Genomic DNA, 21,411 nt, shown 5'->3' with positions numbered 1-21,411 from the left:
AGATTCTGTAAACAGGCTAAATCATTCCCCACAATTTAAGACAATATTCATCCTCTTCTTCAAAACAGATAAAACCACATTCACTATTTAAACATTGCTCAACCAGCATCTTTGCATTTGTATGATAGAAATTACCTATCTCTTCACATCGTGAACCACAATGAGGACAAGTAAATGGTTGATCATTCATAAGAAATGTTTCAAGTGACCCAATTAATTTTTGATTATGATAATTCATTGTTCAAGCTTTTTTAAGTTCTAAAGTATTTTACGTCCAAACCGATTTTGGCTTTCATGTCCATCAGGCAATAGTATTTGATGTGACTTAAAGTATATTGGCCTTTAAGTCACCTTTGGTAAATAGGTAATAAATGGTGAAAAGGTGAGTCAGAATTTTGGCGGTGATTCATTGCAAACAGCAATGCTGCTGGCTGTGGTGTAAAGTGTACCGGGATTACGTTCGTCTATTTTTTGATAACAGCAAACAAAAAAGGAACAGCCCTGCTATTCCTCCTCTTTTCTTTTAAAACCAATCTTTGGCCGTGACGGCTGCGGGGGATTCAGCAATTGTTTCAGGTATTTAAAGATGAGGGCAATGTCCTCATCATGGCCGGTCAATTTCTTTTCCATTTTTTCTAACTGCAGCAATATGTCTTTATGGGTAAGAAGCATTTCACGGATCTTTACAAAAATTTCAATGATACGGATGCTTACCTGGATGGCTCTTTCACTTTTCAATACATTTGCCAGCATCAGTACGCCATGTTCTGTAAATGCATAGGGTTGATAACCTCCCAGGTGTTTTCGGGATGGTATCGCATTTTGCGATACCATAGTATCCACTTCTTTTTTCGCCCAGTTGAAACATAAAATTCTCCGGAAAACGGCTGAGGTTTCTTTTCACCTGTTCTCTAAGCCTTATGGGCTTGATTCCATATAACTCACTCCCGCACGAATTAGCCCGAAAAATATTTGTATACCTCTCTCTGAAACCTCTGATGGATAAGAATGTTATTTACTAGCGGAATCGCTGGCAGTTATTATACCAACTCTTCGTTTATAGATAAACCTGTATATTGCTATTTTCAAAAGCTAAGTAGCCATGGCGCCTGTTCGTTTGTTCCGTTTTGTGTATGCAGGTTCGAAGAAGGCCGCCTTATTCTGCCCGATATTCCTTACCGCTGCCGCATTGCTATTGTTGGCCTGTAATCAGCCAGTAAAAGAACCAGCACACAAAAAGATGGATTATATCCGGAAGATTGAAGGCAAGAGTGATAGCATACCTGTTGCCTTGGCTCAACGTGGTGAAACGCTGATCGCTTATTCGGACTGCCATGATTGCCACACCAAGACCAAAAGAGCTAAAGGACCTTCGTTCCAGGATATCGCTGAAAAATACCCCGCCAACAGCGTTTTTGTTGAAATGCTTGCAAACCGGATCATTCTCGGCGGCTATGGCACCTGGGGCAAACCGGTGATGGCTCCCCACCCACATCTATCACGGGAAGATGCAAAAATGATGGTGATGTATATTCTTTCGTTGAAAAAACGGTGATTCGTTACCGGCTTATTGTGACTATAACAATGTCGACCCGATGGGGCTTTTTAACCCTGTTATCATGCTGATGCAGATCCCTTCAGTGTTTTTTCACCACCCGGGCAGTCCCATCGGGGCGCCAACCTGGTAGAATCAAAATTGTAGATGGCGATAAGGCGCAATAGCCGCTGCTATTCCTCCTCTTTTCTTCTAAAACCAATCTTTGGCCGGGGTGGCTGCGGGGGATTCAGCAATTGTTTCAGGTATTTAAAGATGAGGGCAATGTCCTCATCATGGCCGGTCAATTTCTTTTCCATTTTTTCTAACTGCAGCAATATGTCTTTATGGGTAAGCAGCAGTTCCCGCATTTTGGTAAACACTCTTATGATCCTGATGTTTACTCTAATGGCAGTTTCACTGTTTAATACGCTGGAGAGCCTGCCTACCGGTCAGGCAGGCATGGCTACTCCCTGTTCGGTGAAAGCCATGGGCAAATGGCTTGCACCTCCTCTGCCGGTTTTTAAGGTCGCAATTTGCGTCCTTAAAGATTCCCACTCTTCGCCGGTTAGTTCAAACATAAAATCATCGGGGAAACGGTCAATATTCCTGCGTACGGCTTCTTTTAACCTTTTGGTCTCAACGCCATACAATTCCGCCAGATCCTTGTCCAACATTACTTTTTGTCCGCGGATGAGATAAATTTTGTTTATCACCAACTCATCCGGAATCATTAATTCTTTGGTTGTTTTTGGCATCCTTTAAGTTTTGATGTTTCAAATGCAATATTAAACGTACCAGATATCACAAATGGTGATTTCCAATTTCAGGTCACGACTTATGACCCACTTATGCAATTAATCAGGGGAAACAATGCTGTAACAACACATTTACAAATTCATCCTTAACGCAGAAAATTAAGATACAATTTTTTTTAACAAAGAAACGAGGGTCTTTTCAACCTTAAGCGGTTTTAACCGGCATTCCCAAACCATAATGATCTTCCAGCCCTCTTTCTTCAATGCTTTGATGGCTTTGGCATCATTGGCTTTGTTACCGGTTATTTTATTCAGCCACCAGTCTGTTCTTTGGGGGCTATAACTGTGACAGGCGTAAAATTTTTAGTAACTTTATTTAGTTTATAAATGAGCTGGTTCAACGAGAAAATTGGGGGCGTGGTGTAGTAATTAATAAATCTAAAAAAATAATTGTCATGCAATTGATAATAGATTTTGACAGTATTAAAGATTCTTCAAAAAGGGAATGGCTGTTAAGCACTTTAAAGTTAATGGGGATTAATTTTTATAGTTCGGAAAAACCTCAAAGCGTAGAAGAATATAATAAGGATTTGGAAGAAGGTAATGCAGAAATAGAAAAGGGTGATTTTATAACTGCAAGCGATCTTAAAAAAGAAGCCGGGAAGTGGTAACGGTTTGGAGTAAGAGAGCCAAACCAGACTTGCAAAAGGCCTATGAATATATTGCACAAGATTCTCTTGAAAGCGCAGTTAAGGTACGGGATGAATTAATTGACATTTCAATTGAGCTTTCCCGTCACCCGGAAATGTTTCCACCGGATAAATACAAAACAAATAATGACGGAAACTGGAGGGCTTTCGAAAAATACCACTATAGAATTTCCTATAGAGTTATGCCAACTGAAATTCGCGTTGCACGGATGCGTCATACCAGCAGGTCGCCGCGGAAATATTAAAAAAGTTGATAGGAAACTCATCCTTAACGCAGAAAATTAAGGTACAATTTTTTTCAGCAAAGAAACCAGGGTCTTCTCAATCTTAAGCGGTTTCAACCGGCATTCCCAAATCATAATGATCTTCCATCCCTCTTTCTTCAATGCTTTGATGGCTTTGGCATCATTGGCTTTGTTACCGGTTATTTTATTCAACCACCAGTCTGTTCTTGTTTTTGGAACTACATACTACATAATACCGGCAGTTGTCATGGCCATGCCAGAAACAGCCCTGCCTACCGGCAGGCAGGCATGAATAAAGATGACGGTTTTGTATCTGGGTAATACAAGATCGGGTTTGCCGGGTAATGTTTTATCATGGAGTTTGTAACGGAAACCTTGTGCATGTAAAAATTTCCGTACCAGCATCTCAGGCTTTGTATTGCCGCTTCGGATACGGCTCATGTTATAGCTGCGGGTAATCTTATCATGCACATCGGCCATGAGGCGAAGTTAGCACTGGACAGGAATAATGGAAGATATATCGCCGCCACTGCTATTCCTCCTCTTTTCTTTTAAAACCAATCTTTGGCCGCGGCTGCTGCAGGGGATTCAGCAATTGTTTCAGGTATTTAAAGATGAGGGTAATGTCTTCATCATGGCCAGTCAGTTTTTTCTCCATTTTTTCTAACTGCAGCAATATGTCTTTATGGGTTAGCAACAGTTCCCGCATTTTGGTAAATACACGGATGATTTGTATATGAACCCGGATAGCTGTTTCGCTGTTTAATACACCGGAGAGCATGGACACACCTTGTTCGGTAAAAGCCAGGGGTAGCTTACGGCCCCCTCCCCATCTTGAAGTCGCAAATTGTGACTTCAAGTTTTCAAACTCTTCTTTGGTCAGCCTGAACATAAAATCTTTGGGAAACCGGCCGATATTTCAATGAAGCAAAAGCTTTGCGGGCATGACACAGATTTAATGTTATTTATCCCCGGCTCTTGCATTCAGGTCTTTAAACGCAAAAATAATTTCGGCGCATTTGGGGTTGTTCCGGTGGAGAAGCAGGGAGTTCAGTATTTCTTTTCCTTCCACCATTGCCACACCATCTTCTTTAATGATAGTGCCATCATTGTATTTCCAGAACCAGAAATCAAATTTCCTTTTGCGGGCCAAATGACGTTCGTCGGCAATATCACAAACATATACACTTACATTTTCCATCCGACTGAAGAAAAGCCGGAATACTTCCACCACCGTCAACCCGATTCTTTCATCTGCAACAGCCGTGTCGGCATCACCATCCATCACTTCTATATTAAAAGAATAAACATTATTTGAAATCCCCGGATAATCCGCAAACATATAGCTATAATCGAGGAAGTAAACGTGATACGTTATTCCTTTATCTGTAATGAAGAGATAAGAAAACTGATCAGCTTCCTGGAGCAGGTATGGGCTTAACAAAGGGGTATTTATTTTTTAAATCGGCCAGCCTTCCGCCTTTTTGCAGATGCTGGTGAATAGCGTTTTTATCCTCCAGCATTTTTTTAAAAATGGAAGCACCTTTGGAATTAAGAGGTTTTTTTATGGTTTTATTTTTTTCCATGCATTACGAATTTACAAAAAACTATCAGGCAGTGCGATGCTGAGATATCAGACTTTTTAAAATCCCGGCAAGCGTTCTATCCAGCCTTACTGTTCTTAAGCCACATTCCCAGACCGTTATCACTCTCCATCCGCTCTTTTTCAACTCCTTTACGGCTTTGGCATCATTGGCTTTGTTACCGGTTATTTTATTCAGCCACCAGTCTGTTCTTGTTTTTGGAACAACGAAATATTTGCAGCTATCATGCCCATGCCAGAAACAGCCATGAATAAAGATGACGGTTTTGTATCTGGGTAATACAAGATCGGGCTTGCCGGGTAATGTTTTATCATGGAGTTAACGGAAACCTTGTGCATGTAAAAATTTCCGTACCAATAATTCCGGTTTGGTATTGGTCGCTCTTATCTGCGACATATTATAGCTGCGGGTAACCTTATCATGCACATCGGCCATGAGGCGAAGTTAGCACTGGACAGGAATAATGGAAGATATATCGCCGCCACTGCTATTCCTCCTCTTTTCTTTTAAAACCAATCTTTGGCCGTGGCGGCTGTGGGGGATTCAGCAATTGTTTCAGGTATTTAAAGATGAGGGCAATGTCCTCATCATGGCCGGTCAATTTCTTTTCCATTTTTTCTAACTGCAGCAATATGTCTTTATGGGTTAGCAACAGTTCCCGCATTTTGGTAAACACTCTTATGATTTGGATGTTTGCTTCGATAGCTCTTTCGCTGTTTAAAACACTGGCCAGCATTACTGCGCCATGTTCCGTAAAGGCAAAAGGGAGATTGGGAGAAAACCTCAGGCTCTTAAGGTGGTCACAAATTGTGACCACCTCATTTTTCTCTTCTTCGTTAAGCTGAAACATAAAATCTCCAGGAAATCTTTTACTATTTCGCTTTACCTGTTGATTCAATTGTTTGGTTGTAACTCCATACAATTCTGCCAGGTCCCGGTCAATCATTACCCTTTGATTACGAACCATGATTATTTTATTCATCACTGTTTCATCAGGAATAATTCTTTTCTTTCTGATATCTGCCATACAGGAATTTTAAAGGTGGTCACAATTTGCGACCACCTCTAAAATAATTAAATTCTGTTGCAGGTTTCGCTTTTTAGCAATCGGACAACGCTATTTGGTATATCAGAAGGATAGCTTTTGCAATAATACAGAGAGTGTCCTTTCAAGTTTTACAGGCCTCAAATTACACTCCCATAGTGTAATAATTTTCCACCCCTCTTTCTTCAATGCTTTGATAGCTTTGGCATCATTGGCTTTGTTACCGGTTATTTTATTCAGCCACCAGTCTGTTCTTGTTTTAGGAACAACGAAATATTTGCAGCTATCATGCCCGTGCCAAAAGCAGCCATGAATAAAGATGACGGTTTTGTATCTGGGTAATACAAGATCGGGTTTGCCGGGTAATGTTTTATCGTGAAGTTTATAACGGAAACCTTGTGCATGTAAAAATTTCCGTACTAACATTTCGGGCTTGGTATTGGTCGCTCTTATCTGCGACATATTATAGCTGCGGGTAGCCTTGTTATGAACGTCAGTCATATTTATCATGCATCCACCTGAGGCGGACAGGCATAGGCCATGCTGCAAAAATAAAAGATCATTCAACTTTGCTGAGCAGAATTACGGAACGACGAACGGAGCGCAACTGCCGATGCCACCTGCACTGGAGCCGGCTAAATAAAATCTTACTTACCTTATCCCTCCAATCCCAAACTGGTCACCCGCCTTCGCGGCTTTGCTTCCGGCCATGTGGATCTCGACCATTTTTTCACTGGCTACATTGTTATGCATTTCATCCTGCAAAACGCCGATGATCTTACGGGTTTTGGTGTCGATGACTTCGCCACTGGAAGGATACACATATTTACCATCGACGCTGAAGCTGATCCAGCCGGGCATATCCTGCACGGGGATGGTGGTGAGTTGCTGGTAAGGTTTCATTGCACTGAACACATGCACCCGCATATTGTAACCATCGGCCAGCCAGATCTCGGTTTCGTCGGGTGTGAGGCCAATGCCATGGCTGGGATTACCATGGCGCCGCACCGGGCCGGGGTTCCAGCCTTTCACTTCGATATGCGCCAGCTTGGTACCACTGCGGATATCACCTACTTCAAAACCCAGCAGGCTGTCGACGGTGACAAAGGCCAGGGTCTCCCTGCCATTGATGGTAAAGGGCCGCACGAAATTGGCGAAGGGGCCAACCTTATGTACCAGCTCATGCTTGCCGGGATCAGCAATCCATAACCAGGGTGAAGCAATATCACCCATATACACCTGCCTGCCCGATGGACCATAAATGGTATTGTGGGCCCGCTTGTGTACGGGAATTTTTTTGATGATGTCGCCGGTGGCGCAGTCCACCACGTTCCAGAATGTTTTTTCCAGCGAAGGAAGGTACATGGTTTTACCATCGGGCGAAATGGCCATGCGGTCGCAACCCCCTTCAAATGGTTTTTCCCACACCAGTTTATCTGTGGCCAGGTCGATGCGTTGCAATGATTCGAGGGTGCTGATAAAAATACTGTTGAGCGCCACGCTGACAGCAATGCCTTTTACATTGGAAGGGGTACCATCGGGATGGAGGCCCTTTGTGGGAATGCGCCGGACAAAGCGATGATTGTTGCCAATATCAAAAACAAGAATGCCATGACCGCCATAGCCGAGATAATCACGGATACCGGGAACGGCTACGTATAAATATTTTTTGATGGTATCCTGACCCGGTGCAACAGAGCCCGGTACAGGCCGTGCAGCTACCGTGAATGAACCGATAAGCACTACAAGAGCGGTAAGCAAAAGTTTTACTGTGATGAATTTTATCTTCATGACGATTTCGTTAGTTCTTAAAGATAAAGTAAGATACCGGCGGAGAAAAAAGATGTGCATTGTTTGGCCGGTAAAGGCTAATAAAAAAAAGCCCCTGCAGGCAGAGGCTTCTTTAGCAAATAACTGGTGAGTCATTTTTTAAACCCTCTTTTCATCGAGCTATACCACACTATTTTTCCATCCTTCACCCGGTTGATATCATGGTAGGTGGCTGAATCTACTTTGCCATTTTTATAGGTGTCGATTTCCTTATACCAGGTGACGACATGTCCTTCCTTTTTATCAGGTGCATACATTTTTTGCCAGGCATACATATCAATGGTTACGGAACTCAGGCTGTCGCGGTAGGTGGTCCACATTTTCAGCAGGTCAGCTTTTTTTAAATGATGCGAACTGCCATCGCTGGCATCATAGTCCACCGAATCACCCAGTACGGCTTCGAGGCCGGAAAGATTAGCAGACTCCCAGTCTTTGTAAGAATTCAGTACCATTTTCAAATCTGCATCCGAAACATCGGTGGTAAAGTTGCTGGCATAGGAAGCTTTGTAAGGCAGGTCCACTGTTGGTTCTGCGGCCTTTGCTGTGGTTTCAGTTTCCGAAGTTTTTTCTTTCGGGCTGTTGCAGGACAATAAAACAGATAGTACGCCCAGGCATAGCAAGATCTTTTTCATACATGAAGTTTTGGTTAATTGAAAAATGTGAAGCAATCAAAAGGAGGGATAAGCGCAGCGAAGTATAGGGTGGTACAGCGTTGGTCATAGAAAGGTAATCATTACCGATAAAAAGAAGAATTTATTTTAAGAGGTGGGTTTTCCGTATGAACTAATAATCTTTAAACAGAGGGAGAATAGAACTTGCCTGTCGGCAGGCAGGCGCAGATATATTAAGATGATGATGATCCTCGCTGATTTTATCTTAATAAATCATAATAATCCGTGTTATCAGCGTTCTGCCTTTTACATTTTTTAACAGCCGCTGAGAGTTATAAAATTTGTACTTATTTTGTAGTGATGTATACATTGCAAAATATATTGCAAAAGCTGAGGCAGCATAAACCTGAGCTCCAGCGCAAATACCCGGTATCACGGCTAGGTGTATTCGGCTCCTATGCAAGGGGTGAGGCTGTTGAATCCAGTGATATTGATATTGCGGTAGAGATTACGGGGTCAATGGGATTGAATTTTGTAGCTATGGCTGATGAAATTGAAGGCTTATTCGGTGTTAAAACAGATGTGGTACCGCTTCGCTCCATCAAACCACAATATCTGTCTTCCATAGAAAAAGATATTGTATATGTCTGAAAGGAAACCGTCCATTATTATCAGAGACATTCTGAACTGCATTGATCATATTCAGCTTTATACGGCAAATGTTTCATTCGACGAGTTTTCAAATCATTTTATGACAATTGAGGCCTGCCTGTACAATATCCAGGTAATTGGCGAAGCAGTTTCCCGCCTTCCTGAAACTGTTAAGCAAAGTGAACCGAACATACCGTGGGCTTTGATAAAGGGCATGAGAAACAGGCTTATTCATGAATATTTTGGAACAGACCTTCAGTTGGTTTGGAATGTTATTACAAATGAATTGCCTTCTCTAAAAACCGGGTTAAATAAAATTTTTTCTTCTCTACACGAATCAGGTCAATAATCTTCTCTATCAGGTCTTGCTTTTTTTTAACTATTGATTTTCCAGGCAGATATGAACTCCCGTCAAAACTTAATTTTCACATTCGAGGTAAAGAAAAGCCCCGGTTATTTTGCCAGGGCTTAAAAAGAAGTAACCTTAATTTTCCGATAGTTTTTTTACATTCTCCAGCGCCTTCGGCCATATTTGTGCAAACATATCTTTGAACTCGTCGGTGATATCCATATCGATAGTCAGTTCTGTTTTACCGTTTACTTTTTTCAGTGTATAGTTTTCATGTGCACCGGCCCATTGTTTTACCCGGTCGCTGGTAGTGTCTTCGACGCCATCCTTTACTTCGCCCAGGTGTTCGATCGACATGTATTCATTGGGCCTGTTTTCAGCAATGCGGCTGACCATGCCCTGGCCGTTGCCATCGAGGAACAATACTTTGCTGCCCTGTTTCCAGTCCGTTTGTGCGAAGGAGCCTTCGGCAAAAGCTGATGTCCATTTGCGATAGGTATCATCATCCCACAGCACATGCCATATTTTTTCAGGCGCGGCGTTGATAACAGTTTTGAAATTCAGTTTTTCCATGACAAAATAATTTTACAATGAATGATTAGGTTTCAGTTTGGCACTACAAATCTGGCAATAAAAGATAATAACCAAGCGGTATGAATGCGACTATTATAACGGTCATTTGCGACGCCAGGAGGAGCACAAAGGCCACTAAGTATACACAACGGACACGACGAATTTATGCTTGTTATTTGGTCGTCTTCTTTCACAGAATAGCCTCCTGTTCTTATACACTTCTTTGTGTACGTCGTGGTTCGCCGTGTTCATTGTGATCCATCCTTATCCAGGTTTTCAGCACCATAAATTATGCTAACTTTAAGCATACCCAATTCACTTATTTTGATCCGCTTCATACTCAACGATAAAAATATTGAAACAAACCAGCCGCCGGGAATGGTGTTGCTGGATTTTATCCGCTATCACCGCCACCTGATGGGCACCAAGATCGGCTGCCGCGAAGGGGATTGCGGCGCCTGCACCGTATTGGTGGGTGAGCTCAAAAACGGAACCGTGGTTTACCAGTCCATGACGAGTTGCCTCTTGCCGCTGGGGAACGTGCAGGGGAAACATATCGTGACGATTGAAGGGATCAATTTTCCCGATCATCTCAATCCCATTCAACAGGCCATGGCGGAGCAAGGGGCTACACAATGCGGATTTTGTACGCCGGGTTTTGTCGTGTCACTGGCAGGTTTTTGTTTGAGTGATGAAAGAGCAACGCAGGAAAATGCGATTGCCGCCGTGGATGGAAATATTTGCCGCTGCACCGGTTATAAATCTATTGAAAGAGCCGCAGGAAAAGTTGCTGATCTCATGAAAGAAAAAAACGGGGAGCAGGCAACCAGTTTTGTTGCGAATAAAAAAATACTTCCCGAATATTTTGCTTCAATAAAAATAAAACTGCAAAACGTGGAGAATGGTGTTCTTCCCACTAGCCATCCTCCAAACCCTACTTGCCTTGTCGGCGGTGGAACCGATCTCTATGTACAAAAGCACGAAGAACTGGTGCATGCGGATAACCAGTTTTTGTTTGATCATACACAATTAAAAGGCATTTATAAAGAAGGTAACCGTTGTACTATCGGTGCATCGGCAACAGTAACAGACCTGTTGCATTCTTCCATCATACAGCAGGCATTCCCGGATTTTCCTAAATATGCCAAACTGGTTTCATCCACGCCTATCCGGAATATGGCCACCATTGCGGGTAATTTTATCAATGCTTCACCGATTGGCGACTTTACGATTTTCTTTTTGGCACTGGATTCGCAGGTAGACCTCTCCCAAACCTCCGGCCTCATCCGTCCCGATGTTACCGGGACACCTTCTCCAAAGGAGAAGGGAAAAGGAAATGATCATTTATTTGAGGAGAGCGGCTTTAGAACCGTACCATTGAGAAAACTATACAAGGGGTATAAGCAATTGGATAAACAACCAGATGAGATAATCAGTAAAATAAGATTTGAATTACCGGGTAAGAACTCCTATTTCAATTTTGAAAAAGTAAGCAAGCGAACTAACCTTGACATAGCCAGTGTGAATTCGGCAATACATCTGATCATAAAAAATAACAGGATTGAAAACGCCGGCCTTTCTGCCGGTGGCGTGGGACCGGTACCGATGTACCTGCAAAAGACATCTGAATTTCTAACGGGAAAAACGATTACAGCATACCTGGTGGATGAAGCAATTGACATTATGCAAAAAGAAATTTCACCAATCAGTGATGCAAGAGGAAGTAAAGAATATAAAACATTATTGCTTGGGCAGTTGATAAGGGCACATTTACGGCCCCTCCTAAATCCTCCCCCAAAGGGAGGACTTGTCAGCCCACAAACCTAAAAATCGAAGACACTATTTTTTTTATGCATTAGAATAATTTTCACATTAAACCACTATGGAATGAGCAAAGATTTTTCGAAAGGTGAGGTTAGTGATAGAGTGGTCCCGACGTTTCGTCGGGGTCGGGAGGAGGCCGTGGGGTTCAACATTGACTCATATACCCATCTCCGCGGCGAGTCCGTCTATCTCGATGATATACCCGTCATCAGTGGCACTTTGTATGCAGCAGTTTTTGACTCTCCTATAGCGCATGGAAAAATAAAATCGCTTGATACCAGCGAAGCAGAAAAGATAAGCGGCGTGGTAAGAGTTTTTACCGCAAATGATATCCCGGGTGAAAATCAAATAGGCGGCATTGTTCCTGATGAAGAATTATTGGCTAGCACCCATGTTCATTTTTGTGGCATGCCCATCGCCCTGGTAGTAGCCGAAACGGAAGAAATAGCCAAAGCGGCAGTAAAAAAGATTAGAGTTGAGATTGAGCCATTGCCTGTTATTACCGATCCAAGAGAAGCGAAGGAAAAAGGTGAATTAATCATTCCACCACGTACATTCAGCATCGGCGACAGCAGCCATGCGTGGTCACAATGCGATCATATTTTTGAAGGTCGTACAGAAACCAATGGCCAGGAACATTTATATATCGAAACACAGGGAGCTTATGCGCTGCCGCTGGAAAACGGCGCCATGAAGATTTATTCTTCTACGCAAGGACCCACAGTGGTACAGCGAACAGCAGCCAGGGTACTGGGCATACCAATGAATAAAATTGAAGTGGATACCACAAGACTTGGCGGCGGCTTTGGTGGTAAAGAAGACCAGGCCACCACCTGGGGTGTCATGTGTGCTTTGGCCAGCTTTCATTTAAATCGGCCGGTGAAGTATTCATTGCATCGCATGGAAGATATGCGGATGACGGGCAAACGCCATCCTTATTCGGCCGATTTTAAAATTGGGTTGAACAGCGATTTAAAGATTATTGCCTACGAAGTAACTTTTTTTCAAAACGCCGGCGCTGCTGCTGATCTTTCACCAGCCGTAATGGAGCGGACCTTGTTTCACTGCACCAATTCTTATTTTGTGCCGCATGTAAAAGCAACTGCGTATAGTTGTCGTACTCATCTGCCACCTAATACGGCTTTCCGCGGTTTTGGCGGTCCGCAGGGAATGTTTGTGATAGAAGCCGCTATTGCGAAAGCGGCGGAACAACTAGGTATTCCTGCCTCTGCTATTCAACAAAAAAACCTGATCAACAATGGTGATGAATTTCCTTATGGACAAAAAGCCGAAAGCGAAGCGAATGAATGCTGGAACAAGGCCGATGACCTGTTTAATATAAAAGCCTTGCAACAGGAGGTTGAACAATTCAATGCAGCGAACAAGTGGCATAAAAAGGGAATGGCCCTGATGCCCATTTGCTTTGGCATTTCCTTTACCAAAACGCTGATGAACCAGGGGCGATCATTGGTGCATGTCTATACCGATGGCAGTGTGGGCATCAGTACCGGCGCCGTGGAAATGGGTCAGGGCGTGAATACAAAGATTGCACAGGTAGCTGCTAAAATATTCTCGTTAGACATTTCAAAAATAAAGATCAACAGCACTAACACCTGGCGCATTGCTAATACATCCCCATCGGCTGCCAGCGCCACAGCCGATCTCAATGGAAAAGCCACGGAGATTGCCTGCAAAGCCATCCTGAAACGGCTGATGCAGGTTGCCATGGATGAACATCTTGCTACTGCCAATATTGAAGATACCGAATTGCCACCTTTTGAAATAAAGGAAGAATGGATCTATATCAACGGAAAGAAAACCGAGTGGAGCTGGAGCAAACTGGTAATGGCTACTTATATCAAACGTATCAGCTTGTCCGAGCACAGCCACTACACTCCACCGGGTATTCATTTTGACCCGTCGAAAGAAAAAGGACATCCTTTTGCCTATCATGTATATGGCACTGCGATCATCACTGCGACTATCGATTGCCTGCGGGGTATCTATGAAATGGACTCGGTAAAAGTGGTACATGATTTTGGCCAGAGCATGAATACGATGATCGATATTGGCCAGTGTGAAGGCGGTATTGTGCAGGGTATCGGCTGGATGACGATGGAAGAGATCGTATATGACAAAGAAGGAAAGCTCAGATCGAATGCATTGAGTACTTATAAGGTGCCGGATATTTATTTCGTACCTAAAGAAATTATTATTCATTCGCTGGAAACAAAAAAAGATAACCTTGCTGTTTTTCGGAGCAAGGCCGTGGGCGAGCCACCGCTGCTTTATGGTATTGGTGCTTATTTTGCTTTGCGCAATGCAGTGAAAGCATTTAATCCTTTGGCTGATATTCCTTTTGATGCACCGATGACGCCGGAGAAAGTGTTGATGAGTTTATATTCGCAATCCAACTCCCAACTCCTGAAGGGTAGTAAAGAAGCCATTTTATTAAAAGAAGCTAAGAAATAACGCATGCTGAGTTTAAATATGTTTTTTCCCGCTAAAAACAATAGGGTTAACGGCAAATACATATTTTTTTCAGGCATTGCGGTTCTTGTGTCCTGGGTATTACATGAAATGGCACACTGGGTGGCAGGAAAACTCCTTGGATATGATATGACCGTGGGACTTAACAAAGCATCCGTTGTAAATGGAGCCTTTAAAAGCGATTGTCATTACCAGGTGATGAGTGCAGCAGGACCCATATTAACATTGATTGAAGCTGTCATCATATTCATGTTAATGGGGCAACGAAGAATTTTTTATTTGTATCCCTTTTTATTTACGTGTTTTTATATGCGACTTTTTGCTACCATGATCAGTTTTCGAAATCCAAATGACGAAGCAAGGATCAGTAAGTCGCTTGGCATAGGAACGTTTACATTACCTTTAATAGTAACTGCGATTCTTTTCTTTCTTGTTTACAAGACATCAAACCGATACCAATTCAGTATGAAGCTAAACCTGATAACATTGGTACTGATTATATTTTTTAGTTCTTTATTAATTGGAGCTGACCAGCTTTTTCATATCTGCATATTGTAAATGAAAAGGTTTCTACATGCAGGTTTATATCAGAGATCTAACAGTCTCTATTGTATTTAGATAGCCAACACAATCTTCCCTTTTGTCTTTCCCGTTTCTATTTGTTCGTGTGCTTCTTTCATTTTTTCAAAAGGGAATACTTGTGATACATGCGAACGGATAATTCCTTTTTCCAGCAGTTGCGCCAACTGCTTCATATCATCACCATTGGATTGCACCGAAAAGTAATAACCATTTACTCCTTTGGCTTTGGCTTTTTCGGCAATCAGGTCTTTGTATAAACTCGGCAACATGATCACCGTCCCGCCTTTCTTTACTGCATTCAATGATGCGTCGATATTATCACCGCCCATCGGGTCCAGGACAAAATCAGCATCTTTTACAATTTCATCAATGCTGTGTTTTTTATAATCGACATGTTCATCCGCGCCAAGGCTCAATACAAATTCTTTATTCGCGGCTGATGAAGTAGCGATCACATAAGCGCCGAGCCATTTAGCAATCTGTACCGCATAATGGCCCACGCCACCGGCTGCAGCCTGTATCACTACTTTTTGTCCTTTATTAACCTTACCATTTGTTACCAATGCCTGCCTGGCTGTTAAGGCGGCCAGGGTAGCTGCCGCCGCTTCTTCATGTGAAATATTGGCTGGCTTGTGTGTAAGATGAGCAGCCGGGGCCGCTACATACTCCGCATATGCCTGACCATGACCCGGGAAGTTGACCATTCCAAATACTTCGTCGCCTTTTTTATAGCCGGTCACATTTTTGCCTGCTTCTTCCACCACACCTGACAGATCCCAGCCCAGGACGATAGCCGGATTTTCCGCCTTTAATTCATTGTATAAACTTTTCCCGATCCGCGTCTTCATATCCACGGGATTGACACTTATCGCTTTTGTTTTGATTAATACTTCATCATTCTTTATGGATGGCTTGGGTAATTCGGTAAGTTTGAGCTGGCTGGCATCACCGGCTTCTTCCAAAATAATGGCTTTCATTTGTTTATTTTTTATTGTTTTTTGGCCAAATGGAATCTTGCCTGTCGGCAGACAGGTTCGCCAAATAATCATCCCGGTTGGTGATAAGCATTATCATGGCTCATTTCATAATTGTCTTATTTTTTATAAAAATTAATCAATAGACTATGCTTAAGCAGGCTGCTTTGAAGAATGCTATGAAGGGTAAAGTATTTTTGTATAACAGCCATTCATAAAAAAAGTTTATAGCATGAAGGCAATTGCTACCTGGGAGCTGATTGAACAAAGCCTGGAAAAAAATATTCCGGTCATGCTGCTTTATGTGCTGGAAAGCAAGGGCAGCAGCCCGGGACGGCAGGGATTTTTTATGGCAGTAACGGATAACGACCCTTCGGCTTCGTCCAACATGGAAGGGTCTATCGGTGGCGGTATCATGGAACATAAGTTCGTGGAAATGGCAAAGGAAAAGCTGCGAGCGGTGAGCAGTGAGCTGCGAGCCGGTTCTATCAAAAAGCAATATCATGATAAAACCGCGGCAAAAAATCAAAGCGGTATGATCTGCTCGGGCGAACAAACCATTTTTTTATATCCTGTTCAGCAAAAAGACAAAACAACAATACAGGCCATTATCAGCTCACTGGCACAAAATAAAAATGGAACATTGGTGCTTTCTCCCGCCGGTATTGTCTTTACTGATTCTATTCCTGGAAAAGATTTTCATTTTGTCATGCAAGCGGAAGATGACTGGGAATACCGGGAGAAAACGGGTTATAAAAATAAGCTCTCGGTGATTGGAGGTGGTCATTGTTCGCTGGCATTTTGCAGGCTGATGCGAAGCCTGGATTTTCATATCCGGGTATACGATGACCGGTCAGCACTAAAAACGATGCTGGAAAATGAAGCTGCACATGAAAAACATTTCGTCAATAGTTATTCCGAATTGAGCGATTTGATTGAAAGCGGGCCAGATCATTATGTAGTCATCATGACAATGGGTTATCGCAGTGACGATATTGCCTTAAAGGCATTGCTCAACAAACAATTCCGTTTCCTGGGTGTACTCGGCAGCCAGTCAAAAATCAAAAAGATGATGGAGGAGTATGAAAAAGATGGAACAAAAAAGGAGTTTATTCAAACCATTCATGCACCGGCAGGTCTTGCCATCAAAAGCCAGACCCCGGAAGAAATTGCCATAAGTATTGCAGCACAGATCATTCAAATAAAAAATCAGGATTTCCATCACATCACGTAAACCCGTACTTTTTTATACAAGTACTGACAATGTATAGGAGCTAAGTTGACGACTTCTTGTTTATTCAATACGCCTGGATTAACACGTCTGTCGGAATGTTTAGACTATCATGTAACTGACGAATCATTTCAAGTGATAACTTTCGTTTCCGGTTTAGAATTTCGCTTGCTCTGCTTTTTAAGCCTACAACCCTTGCCAGGTCATTTTGTGTATATCCCAATTGATCCATCCTGAATTTTATTGCTTCGATTGGATCAGGAAGGTCTATAGGGAAATTTTGAATTTCATAATTATCAATAAGTATTCCTAAAACCTCAAGCTCATCTCCTTCAATTGTACCTTTTTTGGCATCAAAAATTATTTCAAGTCGCTCTAAAGCCTGTTTATAGTCTTTTTTTGTTTTTATCGGTTTAATTTTCATCTGTATATTTTTTTATGGTTCATTTCATAATCAAATCTTATTTGCATCAATTTTATCATATTCCGAATGTGTTCCAATGAATCGAATCCAGACCATTTGATAGTCATAATTAATTTTAATGATTAACCTATAACTGTTTCCTTTTATATTGAAAACAATACGGTTATTTGCTAAGAAACTGGCAGTTGGGTAGTCTGATTTTATATCAGCGGGTCTCTTCCAATGACTTTTAGAAGCCTCCTGGAACCAGGCTTTCAACTGTTGTTCGCAATCGGGATGCTTTGACCAAAAATCCCGAAGTGTTTTCTTAGCTATTACTCTCAATAATTTGCCCTTTTCCTAAAAGTAAGATAAAGTTCCCAAATTGGGAAATTCAAGATCCAAAACCTGATTGTCTCCCTCAATCGCTTACAATATTTTGTTTTTCCTCATTAAGTGAATCCATTTTTGGGCAGGGGTTAGCGATAGTCCGCTTCTTTTTGTTAAACATAAGACCACACTCCATTAGTGATCCGAAAATATATTGATCACCGGCTTGCCAGCAAGCATTGTATTCTGTAACTTGAATTTCCTAAAACCACCTGTTATGATCTTCGTTTACATTTTTGCATTACTTATCATCGGCGTACTGGTAGCGGCCGCCCTGATGCCCAAAGTTTACAATATAGAAAAAACAATAGTGATCAATAAACCGGTAAGAGAGGTAATGAACCGTATCGGCAACCTGAATGAATATGCTCTTTGGAACCCCTGGCAACAAACAGATCCCAAGGCGCAAAAAACAATTACCGGCGAGCCAAACACTCCCGGGCATAAATATGCGTGGGAGGGGAAAAAAGTAGGCATGGGCAGCCTGACTCTTCGGGATATTGATGAAAAACATATTCATTTTGACCTGGAGTTTTTAAAACCCTGGAAATCGAAAGCAAAAGATAACTGGCTGTTTGAACATTGGGGAAATAGTGAAACCAAAGTAACCTGGCAAAACAGTGGTGACCTGCCCTGGCCAATGGCCCGGTTGATGGGACCAATGCTGAATAAAAACTTGAATCACCAGTTTGGCATCGGTTTGAATAACCTGAAAAAACTATGCGAAAGCTAAATTTTGATAAACTATTGCAGACGGGAACGGTTCTTGATTGAACCGTTTTATTTTTATAGCCCGAATGGTCCTGCCGACCGAAAACAAAAAAATATGGGGATGAAGCTGTGTTGGTTTTTATTGAGTGCTTTTGTCGTATCCGGTTGCTATGTCAGCAAAAACCCTATGCGCAATGAAGTAAAACGTTTGCAGAGAGGTATTACCAAAGACGATACAAGCTATGTATATGCCCTGCCTTTTGAAGAAGGCAAATCTTACTATATGGTGCAGGGTTATTTTGGTTCTTTTACACACAAAGAAAGAGCGGCGCTGGACTTTAAAATGAAAAGAGGGTCTGTGATCTGTGCCGCAAGAGATGGAGTAGTGGTAAGAGTAAAAGAAGATGGTGACCGGGGCGGATTAAAAAGACGACTCAGGGCCTATGGTAATTATGTCATTATTCAACATGCGGATAGTTCCCGGGCGGGTTATTGGCACATAAAAAAAGATGGCGCACTGGTAAATCTAGGAGACACGGTGAACAGAGGACAACCTATTGCCTTAAGCGGTAAAACCGGTTACTCCGCCATTCCCCATCTTCATTTTTTAGTGTGGTCGACAGATAACAGGCGTCAATGGAGGCAAGTAGCTACCCGTTTTAAGACATCAAAAGGCATTCAATACCTGCGCCCATTAAGAAAGTATAAAAACAATGGTAACTGATGTTGCGGTCATTTCAATGGGAAAACATTCTGTATACAAGAATAATGCTTTGCCGGCTCTTCTTCTGGCAATAGGCTGGCATCATCCATAATGCAAATTAATTGCAACTCATAAAGCAATAGCTTTTTCTTTTCTAATATTTCGATGTCACATTGAGTAACGGATGATGGTGATAAGCAAGTCTCTGCAGGTTTTGCTTTTTTAATTATGTTTACAGCAAACTAAGGCTTTGTCAATACAGGAGATTTATCAACAATTTATTACAGGAATAAAGAACACCACGGCGCTTGAATTTATTGCCGTATTTGCCGGAATTGCCAGTGTATGGTTTAGCAGAATTGAAAATATTTTGGTTTACCCTATTGGGTTGATCAGTACTATTATTTATAGTTATATCAGTTTTAAATATCATCTTATCGGCGAAGCGACCGTTAATTTTTATTATACCGTCATGAGCATTTATGGCTGGGTATTGTGGGCTAAAAAAGACGAGCAGCAACATCACGTAGTGGTGGTATCTTATTCCAGCCGAAAGGAATGGTTGCAGCAACTTAGTTTCTTTTTTGTTTTATATCTCGCCTTCTTCTTTTCACTAACTTATTTAAAGGATGCTTTTTTCAGCGGTGTAATTCCCTGGGGTGATTCCTTTGCTACTGCCACAGCCTTTACCGGTATGTGGTTGATGGCAAAGAAAAAAGTAGAGAGCTGGTATTGGTGGATCGCAACGAATATTGCTTCTATCCCATTGTATTTTTTCAAGCAGCTGGTTTTTACCAGTGTATTGTACGCCGTGTTATTATTTATGGCTTTCTGGGGATTGATAGAGTGGCAGCGAAGAGCAAAAAAAGAGGCTGCCTCAAAAGCAATTTCTCGCAACGGCCGCTAAGAAAGCAAAGAACGCAACGATTTGAAAACTATTGATTCGTCTTTGCGTCGCTTTTCGCTTTGCGTTCGCTGCCTGAAACTTTTAAGTTTTTGAGACGACCTCTTTCGCTTTTACAAACTCACTCCATTAGTTCACTTTGATTTCCTGGCTTTTTGTTTCTTTCCCGGGAATGATTGGCAGGCTTACCTGTAGTACACCATCTTCATACTTTGCGGTGATAGCTGTAGTGTCAACGGTATCATCCAGTGTAAAGGTTCTCTCAAAACCGCCCCGACTGTATTCCCGTTGTACCCAATCGAACTTAGGAAAACCTTCAGGTGGTGTGTAAGAAATAGTGAGTTCATTTCCTTTTACACCCAGGCTAAAGTTTTCTTTGATACGACCTGGTGCAAACACAAGCATTTCAAAACTTGTATCTGTTTTGTACACATTCACGGCAGCTCTTTGCATAGATCGGATGAACAGGTGCCGGTTCCTGCTTCCGGGATAATTGCCTTTTGCGGCACAAGACTGATTGTAGTTCATGTCTGTTTTGTTTAAGTGAAAAATTTAATTACTTAATAATAACAAGCGACGAATAAAAAATGTTTTGACTGGTACTATACTGAAAGATCAACGCCTTAAATTGCAGGGTATGTTGAAAAAAGTAGTTGTCATTGGACCAGAAAGCACCGGAAAAAGTACCTTATGTGAATTGCTGGCAAAACATTATCAAACAAAATGGTGCCCCGAATATGCGAGGGAGTTTTTGTTGAAAAACGGAACCAACTACAGCTATGAAGATCTGCTGACTGTAGCAAAAGGACAACTGGCAGGTGAAGACAAATATGTTTTGAATATGAAAAGTCAAAACCCGATAGCTATCGGGTCAAAAGTTGAGACCAATGCTGACTTTCATTCACCACTGACCACTCAGCATGCTGACGCTTTCAATCAACATTCAGATGGCCATCGGCCGGATTCACTTCTTTTCATCGACACCGAGATGTATGTAATGAAAGTATGGTGTGAATTTGTATTTGGCAACTGCCATCGCTTTATCCTGGACCAGATCGTTCAAAGAAAATATGATCTATACCTGCTTTGCAATGTAGACATGCCCTGGATAAAAGATGAGCTGCGGGAATACCCGGACCTGGAGACAAGACGTAAGTTATATTTTATCTATAAAGACATCATGATAAACCAGTCCACACCGTGGGTAGATATTAGTGGCGGTTACGAGGAAAGATTACAGAAAGCAATAGAAGCCGTTGATAAATTGTAAAGTGAGATCATGAGTCGCC

General features: G+C 42.1%; 30 protein-coding genes and 2 pseudogenes. 13 read left to right on the top strand and 19 right to left on the bottom strand.

Annotation, left to right across the window (positions count from 1 at the left end):
• Positions 1-504: 504 nt before the first annotated feature.
• Together P2W73_RS12610 and P2W73_RS26645 are read right to left on the bottom strand one after the other, a co-directional pair.
• A complete protein-coding gene (locus tag P2W73_RS12610) occupies positions 505-873 on the bottom strand; it encodes an ORF6N domain-containing protein (protein WP_439145492.1) in 369 nt (122 codons plus the stop codon).
• Between the two features lie 4 nt (positions 874-877).
• Positions 878-970: pseudogene (locus P2W73_RS26645) on the bottom strand (hypothetical protein); the annotation flags it as partial.
• A 132-nt stretch (positions 971-1,102) separates the two neighbouring features.
• Between P2W73_RS26645 and P2W73_RS12605 the strand changes: the two are divergent.
• Positions 1,103-1,555: a c-type cytochrome gene (locus P2W73_RS12605; protein WP_276502402.1), complete on the top strand. Its 453-nt coding sequence runs from the start codon at positions 1,103-1,105 to the stop codon at positions 1,553-1,555.
• A gap of 173 nt (positions 1,556-1,728) precedes the next feature.
• Here P2W73_RS12605 and P2W73_RS12600 read toward each other — a convergent pair whose 3' ends face one another.
• Positions 1,729-1,917, bottom strand: a complete 189-nt coding sequence (locus P2W73_RS12600) for a hypothetical protein (protein ID WP_276502401.1) — start codon at positions 1,915-1,917, stop codon at positions 1,729-1,731.
• A 69-nt stretch (positions 1,918-1,986) separates the two neighbouring features.
• Complete coding sequence (locus tag P2W73_RS12595) at positions 1,987-2,292, bottom strand: ORF6N domain-containing protein (RefSeq protein ID WP_276502400.1); 306 nt, start codon at positions 2,290-2,292, stop codon at positions 1,987-1,989.
• A 455-nt stretch (positions 2,293-2,747) separates the two neighbouring features.
• On the opposite strand from P2W73_RS12595, the gene P2W73_RS12590 reads away from it, so the two are divergent.
• The gene (locus P2W73_RS12590; protein WP_276502399.1) at positions 2,748-2,963 is read left to right on the top strand and encodes a hypothetical protein; all 216 of its coding nucleotides are present in this window, start codon (positions 2,748-2,750) and stop codon (positions 2,961-2,963) included.
• A complete protein-coding gene (locus tag P2W73_RS12585; protein WP_276502398.1) occupies positions 2,957-3,247 on the top strand; it encodes a type II toxin-antitoxin system RelE/ParE family toxin in 291 nt (96 codons plus the stop codon). The genes P2W73_RS12590 and P2W73_RS12585 overlap by 7 nt, the downstream gene beginning before the upstream one ends.
• A 36-nt stretch (positions 3,248-3,283) precedes the next feature.
• Here the strand turns inward: P2W73_RS12585 and P2W73_RS12580 are convergent, their stop codons facing one another.
• The 10 genes and pseudogenes from P2W73_RS12580 to P2W73_RS12535 all read right to left on the bottom strand — a co-directional run bounded on the left by P2W73_RS12580 (position 3,284) and on the right by P2W73_RS12535 (position 8,358).
• Positions 3,284-3,439, bottom strand: coding sequence for a hypothetical protein (locus tag P2W73_RS12580; protein ID WP_276502397.1), 156 nt, complete (start codon positions 3,437-3,439; stop codon positions 3,284-3,286).
• A gap of 33 nt (positions 3,440-3,472) precedes the next feature.
• The gene (locus P2W73_RS12575) at positions 3,473-3,727 is read right to left on the bottom strand and encodes a very short patch repair endonuclease (RefSeq protein WP_276502396.1); all 255 of its coding nucleotides are present in this window, start codon (positions 3,725-3,727) and stop codon (positions 3,473-3,475) included.
• 52 nt (positions 3,728-3,779) lie between these two features.
• On the bottom strand, positions 3,780-4,163 hold the full coding sequence (locus P2W73_RS12570) for an ORF6N domain-containing protein (protein WP_276502582.1): 384 nt from the start codon (positions 4,161-4,163) through the stop codon (positions 3,780-3,782).
• Between the two features lie 45 nt (positions 4,164-4,208).
• On the bottom strand, positions 4,209-4,691 hold the full coding sequence (locus tag P2W73_RS12565) for a DUF6169 family protein (RefSeq protein ID WP_276502395.1): 483 nt from the start codon (positions 4,689-4,691) through the stop codon (positions 4,209-4,211).
• The gene (locus P2W73_RS12560; protein WP_276502394.1) at positions 4,660-4,833 is read right to left on the bottom strand and encodes a hypothetical protein; all 174 of its coding nucleotides are present in this window, start codon (positions 4,831-4,833) and stop codon (positions 4,660-4,662) included. Before P2W73_RS12560 ends, P2W73_RS12565 begins: the two co-directional genes overlap by 32 nt.
• Positions 4,834-4,857: 24 nt before the next feature.
• A pseudogene (locus P2W73_RS12555) lies at positions 4,858-5,286 on the bottom strand (very short patch repair endonuclease).
• A 52-nt stretch (positions 5,287-5,338) separates the two neighbouring features.
• On the bottom strand, positions 5,339-5,878 hold the full coding sequence (locus P2W73_RS12550) for an ORF6N domain-containing protein (protein ID WP_276502393.1): 540 nt from the start codon (positions 5,876-5,878) through the stop codon (positions 5,339-5,341).
• Positions 5,879-5,980: 102 nt separating this feature from the next.
• Positions 5,981-6,397 (bottom strand): very short patch repair endonuclease, encoded by a 417-nt coding sequence (locus P2W73_RS12545; RefSeq protein ID WP_276502392.1) that lies wholly within the window; start codon positions 6,395-6,397, stop codon positions 5,981-5,983.
• Between the two features lie 150 nt (positions 6,398-6,547).
• Positions 6,548-7,687, bottom strand: a complete 1,140-nt coding sequence (locus tag P2W73_RS12540) for a YncE family protein (protein ID WP_276502391.1) — start codon at positions 7,685-7,687, stop codon at positions 6,548-6,550.
• A gap of 131 nt (positions 7,688-7,818) precedes the next feature.
• Positions 7,819-8,358 (bottom strand): nuclear transport factor 2-like protein, encoded by a 540-nt coding sequence (locus P2W73_RS12535; protein ID WP_276502390.1) that lies wholly within the window; start codon positions 8,356-8,358, stop codon positions 7,819-7,821.
• Between the two features lie 339 nt (positions 8,359-8,697).
• On the opposite strand from P2W73_RS12535, the gene P2W73_RS12530 reads away from it, so the two are divergent.
• Positions 8,698-8,988: a nucleotidyltransferase family protein gene (locus P2W73_RS12530; RefSeq protein ID WP_276502389.1), complete on the top strand. Its 291-nt coding sequence runs from the start codon at positions 8,698-8,700 to the stop codon at positions 8,986-8,988.
• Positions 8,981-9,337: a HepT-like ribonuclease domain-containing protein gene (locus P2W73_RS12525; RefSeq protein WP_276502388.1), complete on the top strand. Its 357-nt coding sequence runs from the start codon at positions 8,981-8,983 to the stop codon at positions 9,335-9,337. The genes P2W73_RS12530 and P2W73_RS12525 overlap by 8 nt, the downstream gene beginning before the upstream one ends.
• A 135-nt stretch (positions 9,338-9,472) precedes the next feature.
• Here P2W73_RS12525 and P2W73_RS12520 read toward each other — a convergent pair whose 3' ends face one another.
• Entirely contained in the window at positions 9,473-9,910 is a 438-nt protein-coding gene (locus P2W73_RS12520) for an SRPBCC family protein (RefSeq protein ID WP_276502387.1), read from the bottom strand.
• A gap of 291 nt (positions 9,911-10,201) precedes the next feature.
• Here P2W73_RS12520 and P2W73_RS12515 point away from each other — a divergent pair, with 291 nt between their 5' ends.
• From P2W73_RS12515 to P2W73_RS12505, 3 genes are read left to right on the top strand one after another with little or no spacing between them, the layout of a single operon-like run.
• A complete protein-coding gene (locus P2W73_RS12515) occupies positions 10,202-11,737 on the top strand; it encodes an FAD binding domain-containing protein (protein WP_276502386.1) in 1,536 nt (511 codons plus the stop codon).
• 60 nt (positions 11,738-11,797) lie between these two features.
• Positions 11,798-14,206: a xanthine dehydrogenase molybdopterin binding subunit gene (locus P2W73_RS12510; protein ID WP_276502385.1), complete on the top strand. Its 2,409-nt coding sequence runs from the start codon at positions 11,798-11,800 to the stop codon at positions 14,204-14,206.
• A gap of 3 nt (positions 14,207-14,209) precedes the next feature.
• Entirely contained in the window at positions 14,210-14,782 is a 573-nt protein-coding gene (locus tag P2W73_RS12505; protein WP_276502384.1) for a hypothetical protein, read from the top strand.
• Between the two features lie 56 nt (positions 14,783-14,838).
• Here the strand turns inward: P2W73_RS12505 and P2W73_RS12500 are convergent, their stop codons facing one another.
• A complete protein-coding gene (locus P2W73_RS12500) occupies positions 14,839-15,783 on the bottom strand; it encodes an NADP-dependent oxidoreductase (protein WP_276502383.1) in 945 nt (314 codons plus the stop codon).
• A 229-nt stretch (positions 15,784-16,012) separates the two neighbouring features.
• On the opposite strand from P2W73_RS12500, the gene P2W73_RS12495 reads away from it, so the two are divergent.
• Positions 16,013-17,014 (top strand): XdhC family protein, encoded by a 1,002-nt coding sequence (locus tag P2W73_RS12495; protein ID WP_276502382.1) that lies wholly within the window; start codon positions 16,013-16,015, stop codon positions 17,012-17,014.
• A 64-nt stretch (positions 17,015-17,078) separates the two neighbouring features.
• On the opposite strand, the gene P2W73_RS12490 is transcribed toward P2W73_RS12495, so the two are convergent.
• A complete protein-coding gene (locus P2W73_RS12490; RefSeq protein ID WP_276502381.1) occupies positions 17,079-17,435 on the bottom strand; it encodes a helix-turn-helix domain-containing protein in 357 nt (118 codons plus the stop codon).
• A gap of 30 nt (positions 17,436-17,465) precedes the next feature.
• On the bottom strand, positions 17,466-17,693 hold the full coding sequence (locus P2W73_RS12485) for a type II toxin-antitoxin system HigB family toxin (protein WP_276502581.1): 228 nt from the start codon (positions 17,691-17,693) through the stop codon (positions 17,466-17,468).
• Between the two features lie 328 nt (positions 17,694-18,021).
• Between P2W73_RS12485 and P2W73_RS12480 the strand changes: the two genes are divergently transcribed.
• The 3 genes from P2W73_RS12480 (at position 18,022) to pnuC (ending at position 20,125) form a co-directional block, all read left to right on the top strand.
• Positions 18,022-18,537: an SRPBCC family protein gene (locus P2W73_RS12480; protein ID WP_276502380.1), complete on the top strand. Its 516-nt coding sequence runs from the start codon at positions 18,022-18,024 to the stop codon at positions 18,535-18,537.
• A gap of 99 nt (positions 18,538-18,636) precedes the next feature.
• Entirely contained in the window at positions 18,637-19,239 is a 603-nt protein-coding gene (locus P2W73_RS12475) for a M23 family metallopeptidase (RefSeq protein WP_276502379.1), read from the top strand.
• A gap of 229 nt (positions 19,240-19,468) precedes the next feature.
• Entirely contained in the window at positions 19,469-20,125 is a 657-nt protein-coding gene (gene pnuC, locus P2W73_RS12470; RefSeq protein WP_276502378.1) for a nicotinamide riboside transporter PnuC, read from the top strand.
• Between the two features lie 126 nt (positions 20,126-20,251).
• Here pnuC and P2W73_RS12465 read toward each other — a convergent pair whose 3' ends face one another.
• Positions 20,252-20,650: an Hsp20/alpha crystallin family protein gene (locus P2W73_RS12465; protein WP_276502377.1), complete on the bottom strand. Its 399-nt coding sequence runs from the start codon at positions 20,648-20,650 to the stop codon at positions 20,252-20,254.
• A 109-nt stretch (positions 20,651-20,759) separates the two neighbouring features.
• Here P2W73_RS12465 and P2W73_RS12460 point away from each other — a divergent pair, with 109 nt between their 5' ends.
• On the top strand, positions 20,760-21,392 hold the full coding sequence (locus P2W73_RS12460; protein ID WP_276502376.1) for an AAA family ATPase: 633 nt from the start codon (positions 20,760-20,762) through the stop codon (positions 21,390-21,392).
• Positions 21,393-21,411: the final 19 nt, after the last annotated feature.

It is taken from the genome of Terrimonas pollutisoli, from assembly GCF_029360765.1.
Taxonomy (GTDB): Bacteria; Bacteroidota; Bacteroidia; order Chitinophagales; family Chitinophagaceae; genus Terrimonas_B; species Terrimonas_B pollutisoli.
The sequence above is the reverse complement of the archived record's forward strand: the minus strand, read 5'-3'. Positions and strand labels throughout refer to the sequence as shown.

Bases quoted from the DNA above. Each gene is read 5' to 3' on its own strand.
- P2W73_RS12605 (WP_276502402.1), top strand. From the start codon at position 1,103: ATGGCGCCTGTTCGTTTGTTCCGTTTTGTGTATGCAGGTTCGAAGAAG.
- P2W73_RS12595 (WP_276502400.1), bottom strand. From the start codon at position 2,292: ATGCCAAAAACAACCAAAGAATTAATGATTCCGGATGAGTTGGTGATA.
- P2W73_RS12590 (WP_276502399.1), top strand. From the start codon at position 2,748: ATGCAATTGATAATAGATTTTGACAGTATTAAAGATTCTTCAAAAAGG.
- P2W73_RS12575 (WP_276502396.1), bottom strand. From the start codon at position 3,727: ATGGCCGATGTGCATGATAAGATTACCCGCAGCTATAACATGAGCCGT.
- P2W73_RS12560 (WP_276502394.1), bottom strand. From the start codon at position 4,833: ATGGAAAAAAATAAAACCATAAAAAAACCTCTTAATTCCAAAGGTGCT.
- P2W73_RS12550 (WP_276502393.1), bottom strand. From the start codon at position 5,878: ATGGCAGATATCAGAAAGAAAAGAATTATTCCTGATGAAACAGTGATG.
- P2W73_RS12545 (WP_276502392.1), bottom strand. From the start codon at position 6,397: ATGACTGACGTTCATAACAAGGCTACCCGCAGCTATAATATGTCGCAG.
- P2W73_RS12540 (WP_276502391.1), bottom strand. From the start codon at position 7,687: ATGAAGATAAAATTCATCACAGTAAAACTTTTGCTTACCGCTCTTGTA.
- P2W73_RS12535 (WP_276502390.1), bottom strand. From the start codon at position 8,358: ATGAAAAAGATCTTGCTATGCCTGGGCGTACTATCTGTTTTATTGTCC.
- P2W73_RS12530 (WP_276502389.1), top strand. From the start codon at position 8,698: ATGTATACATTGCAAAATATATTGCAAAAGCTGAGGCAGCATAAACCT.
- P2W73_RS12525 (WP_276502388.1), top strand. From the start codon at position 8,981: ATGTCTGAAAGGAAACCGTCCATTATTATCAGAGACATTCTGAACTGC.
- P2W73_RS12520 (WP_276502387.1), bottom strand. From the start codon at position 9,910: ATGGAAAAACTGAATTTCAAAACTGTTATCAACGCCGCGCCTGAAAAA.
- P2W73_RS12515 (WP_276502386.1), top strand. From the start codon at position 10,202: ATGCTAACTTTAAGCATACCCAATTCACTTATTTTGATCCGCTTCATA.
- P2W73_RS12510 (WP_276502385.1), top strand. From the start codon at position 11,798: ATGAGCAAAGATTTTTCGAAAGGTGAGGTTAGTGATAGAGTGGTCCCG.
- P2W73_RS12505 (WP_276502384.1), top strand. From the start codon at position 14,210: ATGCTGAGTTTAAATATGTTTTTTCCCGCTAAAAACAATAGGGTTAAC.
- P2W73_RS12500 (WP_276502383.1), bottom strand. From the start codon at position 15,783: ATGAAAGCCATTATTTTGGAAGAAGCCGGTGATGCCAGCCAGCTCAAA.
- P2W73_RS12495 (WP_276502382.1), top strand. From the start codon at position 16,013: ATGAAGGCAATTGCTACCTGGGAGCTGATTGAACAAAGCCTGGAAAAA.
- P2W73_RS12490 (WP_276502381.1), bottom strand. From the start codon at position 17,435: ATGAAAATTAAACCGATAAAAACAAAAAAAGACTATAAACAGGCTTTA.
- P2W73_RS12480 (WP_276502380.1), top strand. From the start codon at position 18,022: ATGATCTTCGTTTACATTTTTGCATTACTTATCATCGGCGTACTGGTA.
- P2W73_RS12475 (WP_276502379.1), top strand. From the start codon at position 18,637: ATGAAGCTGTGTTGGTTTTTATTGAGTGCTTTTGTCGTATCCGGTTGC.
- P2W73_RS12465 (WP_276502377.1), bottom strand. From the start codon at position 20,650: ATGAACTACAATCAGTCTTGTGCCGCAAAAGGCAATTATCCCGGAAGC.
- P2W73_RS12460 (WP_276502376.1), top strand. From the start codon at position 20,760: ATGTTGAAAAAAGTAGTTGTCATTGGACCAGAAAGCACCGGAAAAAGT.